The sequence below is a fragment of the Bradyrhizobium lablabi genome, assembly GCF_018131005.1.
Classification (GTDB): Bacteria; Pseudomonadota; Alphaproteobacteria; order Rhizobiales; family Xanthobacteraceae; genus Bradyrhizobium; species Bradyrhizobium lablabi_D.
The window spans coordinates 242,587-256,288 of record NZ_JAFCJK010000009.1 but is presented as its reverse complement, the minus strand read 5'-3'; the positions used below and the strand labels follow the sequence as shown (position 1 = coordinate 256,288).

At 61.9% G+C, this 13,702-nt stretch carries 16 protein-coding genes; 9 read left to right on the top strand and 7 right to left on the bottom strand.

Features of this window, described 5'->3' with window-relative positions; translation table 11 throughout:
- Window positions 1-12: 12 nt before the first annotated feature.
- Window positions 13-903, bottom strand: a complete 891-nt coding sequence (locus tag JQ553_RS26310) for an LLM class F420-dependent oxidoreductase (protein ID WP_212502932.1) — start codon at window positions 901-903, stop codon at window positions 13-15.
- A gap of 106 nt (window positions 904-1,009) precedes the next feature.
- On the opposite strand from JQ553_RS26310, the gene fgd reads away from it, so the two are divergent.
- From fgd to cofC, 4 genes are read left to right on the top strand one after another with little or no spacing between them, the layout of a single operon-like run.
- On the top strand, window positions 1,010-2,014 hold the full coding sequence (fgd, locus tag JQ553_RS26305) for a glucose-6-phosphate dehydrogenase (coenzyme-F420) (protein ID WP_212502931.1): 1,005 nt from the start codon (window positions 1,010-1,012) through the stop codon (window positions 2,012-2,014).
- Between the two features lie 17 nt (window positions 2,015-2,031).
- The gene (gene cofE, locus JQ553_RS26300; RefSeq protein WP_212502930.1) at window positions 2,032-2,805 is read left to right on the top strand and encodes a coenzyme F420-0:L-glutamate ligase; all 774 of its coding nucleotides are present in this window, start codon (window positions 2,032-2,034) and stop codon (window positions 2,803-2,805) included.
- On the top strand, window positions 2,802-3,746 hold the full coding sequence (gene cofD / locus JQ553_RS26295) for a 2-phospho-L-lactate transferase (protein ID WP_212502929.1): 945 nt from the start codon (window positions 2,802-2,804) through the stop codon (window positions 3,744-3,746). Before cofE ends, cofD begins: the two co-directional genes overlap by 4 nt.
- Window positions 3,743-4,420 (top strand): 2-phospho-L-lactate guanylyltransferase, encoded by a 678-nt coding sequence (cofC, locus tag JQ553_RS26290; protein WP_212502928.1) that lies wholly within the window; start codon window positions 3,743-3,745, stop codon window positions 4,418-4,420. Before cofD ends, cofC begins: the two co-directional genes overlap by 4 nt.
- Here the strand turns inward: cofC and cofH are convergent.
- Complete coding sequence (gene cofH / locus JQ553_RS26285) at window positions 4,417-6,777, bottom strand: 5-amino-6-(D-ribitylamino)uracil--L-tyrosine 4-hydroxyphenyl transferase CofH (protein ID WP_212502927.1); 2,361 nt, start codon at window positions 6,775-6,777, stop codon at window positions 4,417-4,419. The two genes, cofC and cofH, sit on opposite strands and share 4 nt — an antisense overlap.
- Window positions 6,778-6,888: 111 nt before the next feature.
- On the opposite strand from cofH, the gene JQ553_RS26280 reads away from it, so the two are divergent.
- Window positions 6,889-7,842, top strand: coding sequence for a TIGR03619 family F420-dependent LLM class oxidoreductase (locus JQ553_RS26280; protein ID WP_212502926.1), 954 nt, complete (start codon window positions 6,889-6,891; stop codon window positions 7,840-7,842).
- A gap of 4 nt (window positions 7,843-7,846) precedes the next feature.
- Here the strand turns inward: JQ553_RS26280 and JQ553_RS26275 are convergent, their stop codons facing one another.
- The 4 genes from JQ553_RS26275 to JQ553_RS26260 all read right to left on the bottom strand — a co-directional run bounded on the left by JQ553_RS26275 (window position 7,847) and on the right by JQ553_RS26260 (window position 10,317).
- Entirely contained in the window at window positions 7,847-8,203 is a 357-nt protein-coding gene (locus JQ553_RS26275) for a hypothetical protein (protein WP_249144588.1), read from the bottom strand.
- A gap of 326 nt (window positions 8,204-8,529) precedes the next feature.
- The gene (locus JQ553_RS26270; protein ID WP_212423176.1) at window positions 8,530-8,736 is read right to left on the bottom strand and encodes a hypothetical protein; all 207 of its coding nucleotides are present in this window, start codon (window positions 8,734-8,736) and stop codon (window positions 8,530-8,532) included.
- 168 nt (window positions 8,737-8,904) lie between these two features.
- Window positions 8,905-9,381, bottom strand: a complete 477-nt coding sequence (locus tag JQ553_RS26265) for a hypothetical protein (RefSeq protein ID WP_212502924.1) — start codon at window positions 9,379-9,381, stop codon at window positions 8,905-8,907.
- A gap of 285 nt (window positions 9,382-9,666) precedes the next feature.
- A complete protein-coding gene (locus JQ553_RS26260) occupies window positions 9,667-10,317 on the bottom strand; it encodes a hypothetical protein (RefSeq protein WP_212502923.1) in 651 nt (216 codons plus the stop codon).
- A gap of 438 nt (window positions 10,318-10,755) precedes the next feature.
- Between JQ553_RS26260 and JQ553_RS34980 the strand changes: the two genes are divergently transcribed.
- Together JQ553_RS34980 and JQ553_RS34975 are read left to right on the top strand one after the other, a co-directional pair.
- Window positions 10,756-10,881, top strand: coding sequence for a hypothetical protein (locus tag JQ553_RS34980; protein WP_283817289.1), 126 nt, complete (start codon window positions 10,756-10,758; stop codon window positions 10,879-10,881).
- A gap of 858 nt (window positions 10,882-11,739) precedes the next feature.
- Window positions 11,740-11,865, top strand: coding sequence for a hypothetical protein (locus JQ553_RS34975; protein ID WP_283817294.1), 126 nt, complete (start codon window positions 11,740-11,742; stop codon window positions 11,863-11,865).
- Window positions 11,866-11,933: 68 nt separating this feature from the next.
- Here JQ553_RS34975 and JQ553_RS26255 read toward each other — a convergent pair whose 3' ends face one another.
- Entirely contained in the window at window positions 11,934-12,140 is a 207-nt protein-coding gene (locus tag JQ553_RS26255; RefSeq protein ID WP_212502922.1) for a hypothetical protein, read from the bottom strand.
- A gap of 93 nt (window positions 12,141-12,233) precedes the next feature.
- On the opposite strand from JQ553_RS26255, the gene JQ553_RS26250 reads away from it, so the two are divergent.
- Entirely contained in the window at window positions 12,234-12,593 is a 360-nt protein-coding gene (locus JQ553_RS26250; RefSeq protein WP_212502921.1) for a hypothetical protein, read from the top strand.
- A 41-nt stretch (window positions 12,594-12,634) separates the two neighbouring features.
- Window positions 12,635-13,603, top strand: a complete 969-nt coding sequence (locus tag JQ553_RS26245) for an ABC transporter substrate-binding protein (protein WP_212502920.1) — start codon at window positions 12,635-12,637, stop codon at window positions 13,601-13,603.
- Window positions 13,604-13,702: the final 99 nt, after the last annotated feature.

Here is a 13,702-nt window from a genome sequence, read left to right as displayed (position 1 = left end):
GCTCGCCGGTCCTCAGAGCAGGTCGGCGATGGCGTTGCGGTAGCGGCGCATGGCATTTACATGGTCGCTCATGCTCCGGCCCGCCATGCGCTTGTGGTGATAGCCGCCAAAAGTGTTGTGCAGCGTGACATGCGTGACACCCGCCTTCTTCCAGAAGCCGATTTCCTCGCGCCAATCCTTCTCCGTGCCAGTGCCGGTTGACGTCCAGACTTCGAGACCAACTGAGGCCGGGTCGCGTCCCTCGGCTTCCACCAGGCGGCGCAGTTTGTCGAATTCGGCAACCGCCTTGGGCCCCGGCGGCTCGGACAGCATCATCCAGCCGTCGCCCCACTTTGCGATCCGCTGCAGCGTCACGTCCATATGGCCGCCGAACCAGAGCGGAATTTTACGGCTTGGTGGCCGGGGATTGATGCCGGCGTCTGGGAGGCGGTGCCACTTGCCCTCGAATGTAACATAGGGATCGGCCCACAGCGCTTTCATCACCTGGACCTGTTCCTCGGATCGCTTGCCCCTATTGTGGAAATTCTCGTTGAGGCCGACGAACTCCAACTCGTTCCAGCCGACGCCGACGCCGAAGCGGAAGCGGCCGCCGCTGAGCACGTCGAGACTAGCAGCCTGCTTGGCAACCAGCACCGTCTGGCGCTGCGCGAGAATTAGCACTTGGGTCGAGAGCTCGACCTTTTTCGTGCAGGCAGCGATGAATCCGAACGCTACGAATGGATCGTGAAACAGGCCGAGCCCACCCGCACGGCCGCTGGCGGGGTTCGCCGGGTTGCCGCCGAGCACGTGGTCCGCCAGCGTCAGGCCATCGTAGCCTTCGGCCTCGGCGAGCTCAGCGAATTCGCGCACGATCGGGCCATCGCCACCGATGTCGCCGAAAGGCAAGGCAAGTCCGAGATGCATGGTCATTTCCTCACTTTGGCTGGTTGCCGGCTTCCCTCTAGTCTATAGACTTCCGCGGCGGGTACTACGGCATCGGCATCGACCGGCGCCAGCCAGGAGAGGTGCGGTGATCAAGCTCGGATACAAGGCATCGGCGGAGCAGTTCGCGCCGGGCAAGTTGCTGCGCTTCTCGTGCCTTGCCGAGGAAGTCGGCTTCGATTCGGTCTTCATCAGCGACCACTTTCAGCCGTGGAAGCATGTCGACGGCCATGCGCCATTCTCGCTAACTTGGCTGGGCGCACTGGGCGCTACAACGTCGCGCGTCGTCATGGGCACCAGCGTGCTGACGCCGACGTTTCGCTACCATCCGTCCATCGTCGCCCAGGCGTTCGGCACGATGGGCGCGATGTTCCCCGAACGGGTCGTGCTCGGCATCGGTACCGGCGAAGGGCTCAACGAAGTGCCTTCGACCGGCCAGCCCTGGCCGGACTTCAAGGAGCGCTTCGCTCGCCTGCGTGAATCCGTCGCGCTGATACGAGCACTCTGGACGCAGGAGCGGGTCAGCTTCGAAGGTCAGTACTACAAAACCGACAAGGCGACGATCTACGACCGTCCCGACACGCCAGTGCCGATCTATGTCGCAGCCGCGGGTGCCCTGGTGGCGCGCTACGCCGGCCGCTCCGCGGATGGGTTCATCTGCACCAGCGGCAAGAAGCCGGAGCTGTACACCCAGACGCTGTTGCCGAAGGTTGCCGAAGGAATTGCGGCCTCGGAGGATCCGTCGCGGTCCTACGATCGCATGATCGAGGTCAAGGTGTCGTTCGACACCGACAAGGTGCGTGCGCTCGAGGACACGCGCCACTGGGCGGCGCTGGCGCTGACGCCGGAAGAGAAGATGACAGTGGAGGATCCCGTCGAGATGCAGCACCTTGCCGACGCGTTGCCGCTCGAGCGCGCCGCCAGCCGATGGATCGTGTCCAGTGACGCCGACGAGCACGTCGACCGGGTTGGTTACTACGTCGGTCTCGGCTTCCGGAATCTGGTCTTCCACGCACCGGGACCGGACCAGGCGCGCTTCCTGAAGCTCTATGGCGAACACGTGCTGCCGCGACTGCGCAAGCGTTTTGATTGAGTGCGCGGGACCGGCCGATGACACGTAGCAACGCCGTCGAGATCCTCGCCGTCCCGGGTATTCCGCTGGTGCGCAAGGGCGACGATCTCGTCTCGTTGATCGGCCAGGGGCTGGCGCGCGGCGACATCTCACCGCGTGGCGGCGACGTCTTCGTGCTGACGCAGAAGATCGTGTCCAAGGCTGAAGGGCGCATGGTTGATCTCGCAACTGTCGAACCCTCGACTGAAGCGATCGAACTCGCTGCGAAAGTCCAGAAAGATCCGCGTCTCGTCGAGCTGATCCTGTCGGAATCGGTGCGGGTCGTGCGGGCGAGGCCCGGTATTCTGATCGTCGAGCATCGGCTGGGCTTCGTGATGGCCAATGCGGGCATCGACCAATCCAATGTGGCCTCGCCCGATGAGCCCCAGCGCGCGCTGCTGCTGCCGGTCGATCCAGACGGCACCGCGGCGATATTGCGCGGGCGCCTGTCGGAAAAGTTCGGTGTGACGGTGGCCGTGGTCATCAGCGACAGTTTTGGCCGTGCTTGGCGGCGCGGCACCTGCGGTGTGGCGATTGGTGCCGCCGGCGTTCCATCGCTGATGGATTTGCGTGGCTCGCCCGATCTGTTCGGCCGCGCGCTTCAGGTTAGCATCACCGGGCATGCGGACGAGATCGCCGCTGCAGCCTCGCTCGTGATGGGCCAGGGTGCCGAACGCCGGCCTGTCGTGGTCGTGCGCGGCCTGACGTGGCGGGGTCCCAACAATGCGGCCTCCGAGCTGGTGCGCCCGGCCGCCGAGGACATGTTCCGATGAGCAAACGACTTGTTGTGGCGCTATCCGGCGGGGTCGGCGGCGCGAAACTGGCGCTCGGTCTGAGCCGAGTATTACCGGCCGACGAGCTGCTCGTGGTCGCCAACACCGGCGACGATTTCGAGCATCTTGGACTGAGTATCTCGCCCGACGTCGACACGTTGACCTATGTTCTTGCTGGTCTCGACAATCCCGTCACCGGATGGGGCCGGCGTGACGAGACGTGGTCGTTCATGGACAGCATCGGCGAGCTCGGCGGCGAGGACTGGTTTCGGCTCGGCGATCGCGATCTCGCGCTGCATGTCGAGCGCACGCGTCGCCTGCGCTTGGGGCAGACACTGTCCGAGGTGACATCAGACATTTGCCGACGTCTCGGCATTGGTGTTCGCGTGGTGCCGATGAGCGACGACCGCGTGCGGACCCGCTTGCGCAGCGACGCGGGCTGGATCGACTTCCAGGACTACTTCGTGCGCCAGCAGTGCCGGCCAGTTGTCCATGAATTGACTTTCGACGGTGCGACGCTCGCGCGCCCCCAGGCCGACATAATGGCGGCGCTGCGTTCGGGCGATGTGCGGGCCGTGATCATCTGTCCGTCCAATCCCTTCATCAGCATCGAGCCGATTCTCGCGATGTCAGGCATGCGAGAAGCGATCAAGGTGAGCGACGCACCAGTCGTTGCGGTCTCGCCCATTATCGGCGGGCAGGCAGTCAAGGGTCCGACTGCAAAGATGATGGGCGAACTCGGTCTGGAGGCCAGTGCCGCTGGCGTTGCCGCGCGCTATGGCGACCTGCTTGATGGTTTTGTCGTCGACCACGCCGACGCCGCGATCGGCAAGGTCGGCGCGCGGATCACGATCGCCAAAACCCTGATGACGAGTCTGCATGACAGGGAGACGCTGGCACGCGTGACGCTCGACGCTGCGGAAGCACTGGCCTCGCGATGAGCAACATCTGGGCTGTCATTCCAGTCAAAGAGTTCATTGGCGCCAAGCATCGGCTGTCGAGCCTGTTGTCGCCGCAAGAACGTCATTGTCTCGCCGAGACCATGCTGACGGACGTATTCGACGCAGTGATCGGCTCCCGGTGTCTCGCCGGTGTGGTGATCGTCACGCTCGATCCGCATGCGACGACGTTTGGTGAAAAGGTCGGCGCGCGGATCGTGACCGAGGGCGCGCGCGACGGACACACTGGCAGCGTCAACGCCGGCCGCCGCCTTCTCGCGGGCGAAGGACGCGGCGGCATGATCACGATGCCTGGCGACATTCCAGCCGTCCGCGCAAGCGAGATAGACGCAATATTGTCGGCGCATCTCGCAGCGCCCTCTTTTACGATTTCACCGGCGCATGACGATCTCGGATCTAACGCCGTGGTCTGCTCGCCGCCGGAATCGGTGCCGCTTCGCTTCGGCGATAACAGCTACTTCCCGCACCTTGAGGCCGCGCGTCTTCAAGGCATTGAGCCGACGGTGATCCGTCAACCCGGAATCGCAATTGATATCGACCATCCGATCGACCTGGCGCTCTTCCTGCGTCTGCCGCAGTCAGCCGGCACGCGCACGCGCACGCTGCTCGAGGAACTTGGCGTGCCCGCGCTGTTGGCCAGGCGGGGCATCGCCTAACCGACCGCCGCCTTCCTGCGTGGCGGCGTCAGCACGACCGGCTCGAGATCGGCCGGGGTCATTGATGCCGCTCGACGTTCTTCTGGCGCCGGCCGATACAAAGTGTCGCGTTGCATCGGTTCGCGGCCAATCGAGCGGATGAGCGCTTCCATCTCGTGCGGCGGAAACTCTTGGCCGTGCTGGGTGCCGGCGGCGCGGGAGATGCTCTCGTTCATCAGCGTGCCACCGAGATCGTTTGCGCCCGACTTCAGGCAGACGGCGGCGCCGGCCAGGCCCATCTTCACCCAGGAGGTCTGGATGTTTGAGATCAGCGGATGCAGGGCGAGCCGCCCGATGGAGTGCATAAGCACGGCTTCGCGGAGCGTCGGGCCGGGACGGGCCATGCCGAGGCGGTACATCGGCGCTTCCATGTGAACGAAGGGGAGCGGCACGAACTCGGTGAAGCCGCCGGTTTCCGCCTGCAAATCGCGCAACGCGAGGAGATGTTTCGCCCACGAACGAGAGGTCTCGACGTGTCCATACATGATGGTCGAGGTGGTGCGCAATCCCACCCGGTGGGCGGCGCGCTGTACGTCCAGCCATTGCCTGGTGTTGATCTTGTCGGGGCAGATGATGGCGCGTATCTCATCGTCGAGAATTTCGGCCGCCGTTCCGGGCAGGGTGCCGAGACCAGCCGCCATCAGCTTCGCGAGGAACGCCTCAATCGGCAGTCCGACCGTGGCCGCACCTTGCGTCACCTCCAGAGCCGAGAACGCATGGATGTGCATCGCGGGGACGACCGCCTTGATTGCCCGGCAGATGGCTTCGTAAGTTGCCCCGGTGTAGTCGGGATGGATGCCGCCCTGCAGGCACACTTCCGTTGCCCCGCGATCCCACGCCTCGATCGCACGGCGTGTGATTTCCTCGATGGCGAGATCATAAGGCGAACCGCGCAGACCCTCGTGCGTGCGGCCCTTCGAGAAAGCGCAGAACTTGCATCGGAAGTAGCAGATGTTCGTGTAATTGATGTTGCGGTTGACAACGTAGCGCACGACGGCGCCACTGACCGCGCGTCGGAGCGCGTCGGCAGCCTGCGTGATGTGCCGGTAGTCGGCGTCGCGTGCCGCAAACAAACGCACGATGTCGTTCAAAGCAAGCCGTTCGCCGGATGTGGCACGCTCGATGATTCCGGCGATGCCGGCATCGACACTGCTAGCAAGCACCAACGGCGCCGGTGGCGGCTTGGTATTACCCGGTGCCCAGTCGTCGTCGCGCGCAAAACCTTCAGTGTCGCTCATGCTCCGCACGCGAGCGGCAATATCGGGAGCGAGCCAAATGTCGGCGGCACGCGCATAAGCAGGGTAGACGGGCAGGCGGTTCACTAGCAGCTTGCCGGTGTCCGCGCTCTTGCGGGCGAGCTCGGCAATCGCAGGCCACGGTGCTTCCGGGTTCACGTGATCGGGCGTGACCGGTGAGAGCCCGCCCCAGTCGTTGAGTCCCGCGTCGATCAGCTTTTGATAGACTCCCGGCGACAGATTTGGCGGAGCCTGGATATTCATGCCGGGCCCGAGAATCAGGCGCGCTGTCGCGATTGTCCACAAGAGGTCCTCGAGATCGGGTTCCTCCGAATCGGCGAGTCTGGTGTCGGGCTTGGCCCGAAAGTTCTGGACGATGACCTCCTGGACATGACCATGAGCGGCGTGAAGATCGGCAATCGCCTCCAGCGCGTCGATCCGCTCGTCGCGTGTTTCGCCGATCCCGATCAGGATGCCAGTCGTGAAGGGAACCTTCAGTTCGCCGGCCAGACGCAGGGTCTCCAGCCTGACTGCGGGATGTTTGTCGGGAGAACCGTAGTGGACGCCACCACGGTCGCAGAGCCGCTCGCTGGTCGACTCCAGCATGATGCCCTGGCTGGCCGTCACCTTGCGCAGGCTTGCGACCTCCTCGCGCGTCATCACGCCGGGATTGGCATGCGGCAGCAATCCAGTCTCGCGCAGGACGAGCGCGCACATCGCGGTCAGATAGGAGATCGTAGTTTCATGACCGAGCGCCTTCAATGCGTCGCGCGCGGCCTGGTATCGCAGCTCGGGCTTGTCGCCCAGCGTGAACAGCGCCTCGGTGCACCCTGCGGCTGCGCCGGCGCGGGCGATGGCGAGCACCTCGCCGGGTGAGAGGTAGATGGGCCTGCCCTTGCGGGGCACCTGCGCAAATGTGCAGTAGTGGCAGACATCGCGGCAGAGCTTGGTGAGGGGAATGAAGACCTTGCGCGAGTAGGAGAGCAGTCGGCCGTGCGCGGAATCCCGCAAGGCCGCGGCTTCTGCTGTCAGTTCGGCCAGCGGCGCGTCGAACCGCCGCCTCGTCTGTCTACCGGCCGTCATTATCGCTCGTCTCCCCCGTCAGGGGTGTCATCGCGGGATGCGCTTGCCCCCACCGTCTGGCGGCCACATGGTGTCGCATCGACGCGTGCAAAGCAATGAAGGACGCAACAAATGCTGATTGGTTTCAACGCACCGACCGCCGGACCCCTGTCGGCCGCGGACAACCTTGCGAAGATCGTGGTCGGCGGCGAGGCGATGGGCTTCGACTATGCAACGTTCAGCGACCACGTTGTGATCCCGACGTCGATCGCGGCCGAATATCCCTACAGCGCCTCCGGGGAGTTCCCCAGCGGCACCCGCGGCGAGCGGCACGAACAGCTGACGGAGATCGCCTGGATCGCCGCGAAAACGACACGGCTGCGTCTCGTAACCTCCGTGATGGTGGTGCCGCATCGCCCGGCCGTGTTGACCGCCAAGATCCTCTCGACCATCGACGTGCTCTCGGGTGGCCGGCTGACGCTCGGTATCGGTGCGGGCTGGATGCGCGAGGAGTTCGAGGCCATCGACGCGCCGGACTTCGATGCGCGCGGAACGGTGACCGACGAATATGTGCGCGCCTTCGTTGAGCTCTGGACGAAGGGTGCGCCGAAATTCGATGGCAAGCACGTCCGGTTCTCCAATATCGGTTTCGCGCCGAAGCCCGTGCAGAAGCCGCATCCGCCCATCTGGGTCGGAGGCGAGAGCGGCCCGGCGTTGCGGCGAGCTGCTCGCCTCGGCGATGCCTGGTATCCGATCGGTACCAACCCGCAGAATCCGCTCGATAGCTTGACGCGTTTCAAGACCCAGGCGGCGCGCCTGCGCAAGATGGTCACTGAGGCGGGTCGCGATCCTAAGGTGGTGGCCTTAGGCTTGCGGGTTACGGTGTTCGGCGAGACCGCGCCACCGCAGGCCAGTGACGGCGAACATCGTCTGTTCGCCGGTTCGCCGGCGCTGCTTGCCGCCGATATCCGCGCGCTGCGCGACATGGGTGTTGGCTGCATCGATTTTGGATTCGGTGGGTCTGCAGCGGATGAAGTCCTCGCGACCATGCAGAAATTCAGGGCTGAGGTCTTGCCGCTCGTGTAACCTCTTAGCTACCGGGCTGGCGGATCAAATTCGCCGAGCGATCGAGCGCCGGCAGCATCTTATCTCCCTTGTCGGAATCGAGGCTGACGACCACGCGTGAGAAACCGTCGTCGCGGTCGCGCTTGAGTAGGTCCAGATTCTCCTTCGCGCCCCAGATCGTGATCGGTACCGACGCGAGATCGCGGCGCGTCTCAGTCGCCATCTCGCGGAACTTCGGCAGCAGGGCTGCACGTCCGCGTACTGGGCGCGAGAGCGGTGAGGCATCCGGCCGTTTGCCGCAGCGCAGGGCCCGCCGTACGCCGTACGGGAAGGCGCCGCCACGATGACCGGCGGATGCGGCTTCTGGACCGGCTTCGGCCACGCCATCATCGGCTCGAAGTTCACGAACTCGCTATGATACTCGGCCCTTGACTCAATCCAGATGACCTTCATGGCCTCGACACGCCCGCGCGCAAGCTTGTGGCGACTTGCGAAAGCAGTGCCGTGGTTGACGCCCGCCAAAACATGCTGCCACAGCGCGCGGCAAGTCTACCAATGACGACGCGGCGCGACTAGTCGCGATGATCGGACGTAGCACTGTGAGAGATCAAAAGCACGGCCCCACCATTATGTGAGGAGGCGCGTGACGGGTCGTGCACGAGCCGCCTCTTGGGGGCGGCCCGATTGAAACCAGCACAGCGAAATTAGTCAGTCGATTGGCACGAGCCGTTCGTCCCACTGCGCCGCAAGGTTCTTGATCTGCTCGAAATTCAGGATCGCCGGTTCACCCTCGCGGACGATTGTTGTCCGCTTGCGTTCCTTGGGCAGCAACGTCATCGCGCGCAATACTGCCGCGCGCAGTTTCATCGAGCCGTGATTTGTCAGGGTGACGAACTCTTCCGGGTCAAGGGCCATGGGTCCACGCCTACACTACCGGCTGGCCCGCAAGCCAGCACACGCGCCCCGAATGCCCAAGTCTTCAGATAATCCAACTTGGTTAATAGTTAGTTACCGCTTGGCTCTGTCATTTTGAATAGACGCGCGCGGGTGACGCGGCGCGTGGTCCATGGCAGCCGCAATGGATCAGGCTACCGCTGTCAACCTGCCATCGGCATTCGGGTTTGCGCAAAGCAGACGCTTGCGAATTGCTTCTTCAACAAGCGCGAGCGCTTCCTTGGCTTGTCTCGCTTCGGCTTCAGCCACTTCGGCACGAAGTTCTACTGCCGTCAGCTTATCCTTCTGGGCTTCAATACAAGACCGGGCCTGTTCTAGTGCTTTGCACGCATATTGCAGCTTATGTTCGGCGGTGATGATGAGTTCACGTTGCGCCCGCTCGGCGGACTCAGCTCGGATTTCTGCAAGCCGCAATCTTTCTAAGGCGCTGCTGCAAAGCGATTGGGCGCGGGCTTCGGTCTTGCGAGCATGCTCTTCCATATTGCGGAAGGCGTCGGCCGCTTGATACACCAGATCGAGGGCTGTTGCTCCCTGGTCTGGTGCCAGCGGTGAGGGAAGGACGTCCTCATCCCCTCCAGCTGGCGTTCTGGAATTGCTCTGCGCCATGCAGTTCAAGCTCGTCGCCAACACACACACAAGAGCAGCATCATGAATAGCTATGGTTAACGGTTGGTTAAGAAGTTGCATGCCGAGAGGTGTCGGCCGGAACGCGGCAGGCAGTGGGACGCGGCACAGGAAAGCTGCCCAGTGACAAGGATCCAGCCCGGGACGATTTGCAACGCCTGTTGCGCCAAATGGCCCAATCAACTCGGAGCATGCCAGTTTTTCGATCTCGTGTTCAAGTTTGCGCAGGCTAGCATTGGAAAGTCTTTCAGATCGATGCCGTACCAGTCACCGCATCGCCGCGCAGAACTGTTCTGTGACCGCTGTCGTTTCCTCGTTGACGTTCCAGCCGTTCGTCTCGGCGTTTTCCTTGGCCAACTTTTGCTCGGTCTGAAGCATCTTTTTGATAAGCGCGTACGGTTTCCAGTCGGCCTTGGACAGCTTGACGGGGGGCGCACCGCAGACGTTGTGGGCAATCGCCTTCTGCACACTAGTGCTGACGTCACTCATGTGGCCCTCGACCACGGCGGTGAAGCGCGCTTTGGCGTATTTGCTGTTGGCTGTGATGAAGTCCTTGCAGAAGGCGACCCGTTGACCTCCGTCGCGGGCCTTGATGTAGGCCGTCTGCGTTTCGTAATGGAGGCGGTAGGCGAGTTTGTTGGCGTCCGGGTCAGATTTCGCTGCTTCGAGCATGGCGCGGTGGTCACCCGAGGTGGCGTCATTGATCCTTATGTCACATACCTTGGCGAGGGAGACGACCGGAACGTAGGCCCGCACCTTGGCTTCCAAGGCGTCGTTGGCGTGCGCAATTGGGGTGAACAAGCTTATGGCGATTGCGAAAGCAGCAAGACAGCGGTTCATTGGTGACATGCCCTCAATCACCGAACAGGAAGCGACGGCGACCCAGAAGCGTCCAGCGCGGAAAAACGGGTTGAGCAACTTAAAGCGCGAATTCCTTGAGCGACCGCCGGGCCACGGCGTTGATCTGGATCCGCCGGGCCACGGCGTTGATCTGGATCATGGCTCCCACAGTGGGGCCATCGGCCGGGTCGGAGACGGGCCGACCCCGCCGACCTCGCTTGCATCACGTAGAACGCGGCCAGCCCTATTGTTAGGGCCGATCTGTAAAAAACGCAGGACGCGCACTTCTGTCAGGAGGTACATCTCTTTTGTGCTAGATTATGTGGGTGACTGTCGCCGCGCCGGATGCGGGCCCGATGCCTGCGCCAACAGGAGGGGGTAGGCTCACCCCGCAAGTCATTGTCCCGAAAGAAAATACCAACCGATTTGCGGTCGCTGGCGCGGGGGCACACCGAGCTATGCATTAAGGTGCTTGCGGGCATCGTCAGCCAAGAGGCAGTGCCACCGGCGGCGCGCGTGTCGGCGGCGAGCATCCTGCTGGATCGCGGCTGGGGCCGCGCGCCGCAGTCCCACGACGGCGAGGACGGCGGCGATCTCAGGATCACGATCAGGCAGATTGTCGAGGGCGGCGGCAACGGTTGACATCGTCCTGCCACACCATTGGTTGGCCCGAGGCTGGCCGAACGTCCCACACGCGGAGGCGATAGCTGTCGGACTAACTTGTCAGCGGCCGACAAACGGAAGCACGACCGATCTGTGCGACTTCCCGGACTGCTGCGCGGGAATGGCCTGAGCTCATATCGTTGCCGATGTGGTTTGTGTTTCGGAAGGCCTGTTCCGGTAATTTCCCGAAACCAAGCGGCCTCGGCTTGCCCGCGCGCTCTCGCAGCGGCAAGGTCCGATTGTCCATGATAGATACTGGTTTAGACCGCGGTAGCAGTCGGTGCGCGCCGGTCTTCGGGGTATCGCGCCGCAGTCCACCTGCGCCGATGCAACGCCCGGAAAACTCGCCATCAGTAACGCGACGATACAAGTAGAATCCGACCGGACAAATAACCCTGAGTTGAGCAATTGACAGGCGGTTGCTTTCTTGGGAACTTAATCAATATTTTTTATGAATTGCGGAGGGCAGTGTTTCCCATGAGAGTGACTCTCATTCTACTGTTCTTGTTTGCCGGCGGCCCCGTATCCGCCGCTGTCGGGACAGCTCCTTGCACGCACAACACGCCTGTTGGCGTCTATTGCTATTGCAATAGTGGCGTCAGAGTCGGCCATCCGAAGCCAGGTTGGCAGGAAGAGGACATGAACCGCCACCACTACGTCAGACCGGGTTGGCACGTGCGTAATATCAAGGGAATGCACGGTGGTGGCAAACTTTGCATTCGAGATCGAGCCCCGACTCCGGAAGAAAGAGCCCAGTACCATTCTGGGCAACGTTAAAGACTCGCTTTAAGCGCCTCGCCGCCCATACCTTTGGCTCCGGTTCATGGAGTTTTGCGTATGGGTCAGGCTCCCTCCATCATTCCGAACGACCGGCTGGATCGAACCTTCTACCTCGTGCTTGAGGACTTCACGAGCGGCGCGGCCTTCCGTGAGACCGATGAGGTGACTCACACTAGGGAGTAGTGTGGACGCGGAACCGTTTTGCCGAAACCGAAACGGGTGACAGCGCGTTCTGGAAACGGGTCGGGCGATTAATCGCCTTCTTGAAATTGCCTGCCTTCCCGAGTGATCACATATTTATTTTTACCACCCGCCTTGACCCGCGAAATGAGCTCTCGCCGCACAAGCGATGCAAGCTCTTCCTCCGTAGGCCCAAGGGGAATTTCGTCAGCGTAGGCAGACCCTTCTGGCTGACGCGCGAGCCATGAAAGTATTAGAATGTCACGATCTTGTCCCATCGTCTCCCTCCTGTCTAACGCATGTTGGGGAGGTATCAGCCCTGCGGGTCAGCGCCGCAAGCCGGATGCCGTGGCAGCGGTACTGGTTCCATAATGGCTTGCCTGTTTCTACATCTTGGGGAGCCAGAGGCTACATCTGGTACGCTCACGCTGCTTGGTGACTGCCCGACTCTCATCGACGAGCTGCTCACGGGCCAATACGATCATGTGCTGCGGATAGTCGCCTTCAACCCGGCCGAGGCCTGGGCGCGCGACGCATCCGCCGAAGTGGCCCATGATCTGGAGTGGCGGATCGTCGCCGAGGGTCTTGAGGTGTCCGACGCGCTCCGCGATTTCATCGAGAGCTATCTCGGCCGGCCGATCGGCGCACAGTTAGCGCTGCCGCCGAAGGACTCTCAGCGAACCGAGTTCCGCAGCTTAACCCAGTGTCAGCGATGTACGGGCTTCGGGTAGGGGTGTAATTATTGCCGGGGCTGCACGTGAGGGCGAAGCCCATGAGACGACGAGAGTTTATTGCGGCTCTTGCAGGCGGGGCCATTACTTTGCCGAAGGTCGGGTGGTCGCAACCGGAGAAAATCTGGCGAATTGGGTATCTAACGCCCGGCTTCATAGTTAGTCCAGACATCAACCTGTTTGAGGTATTTAGACAAGAGTTGAGCACTCTCGGTTATATCGAAGGCAAGAACCTCATTATCGACAAGCGGCAAGCTGAGGGACAAAATGACCGGTTGCCTGCGTTGGTTGGTGAACTCATTGCACTTCGTCCCGACGCGCTTGTTACTGTTTCAACACCGGCGATAGCCGCTGCGCAGCGAGCAACATCGACCATTCCCATTGTGATGACACCTGCGACTGATCCCGTAGGGTCCGGTTTTGTGAAAAGCCTTGCTCATCCCGGAGGCAACATAACCGGCTTAGCCAATATGTACGGCGACACCACTACCAAGATCTTTGACGTGATCAGCGCAATGCTTCCGACCGCCAGAAAGATTGCTGTGTTGATGTCGTCAAATCCTACCCACCAAGGGCTGTATGAGGTATCGCGCGCAGCCGCGCCTACCGTCGGGTTATCAACGGTTCCTGTTGTTGCGCTAACTCCCGCCGATCTGGAGCGAGCGTTTCAGGATGTCAGAAGAGAACAGTGTGACGCTGTGTTCGTGCTCGCCGATCCAATTCGGCGAAAGATTGTTGATCTTGCCAATACCGTTCCAATCCCGGCAATCTATCAAATCAGCGAGTATGTTGAGGCCGGTGGATTGGCAAGTTACGGTCCAAGCTTGTCGGCCATGTTCAGGCGATCAGCGCAATACGTAGATAGAATATTTAAGGGCGTGAACCCCGCCAACATGCCAGTCGAACGACCTACCAAATTTGAATTGGTACTTAACCTCAAGACTGCAAAGTTGCTGAACTTATCGATACCAGAACCGGTCATCATTCGTGCTGATAAGGTTATCGAATGAGTTGGTCATTTCCGCTTCTGGCCCTTTTCGGACCTCGCGCGATGTCCGCTTCTGTGCCGCTGTTAGGGGTTAAGCGGACATCGCCGATTGAGGTGAAGA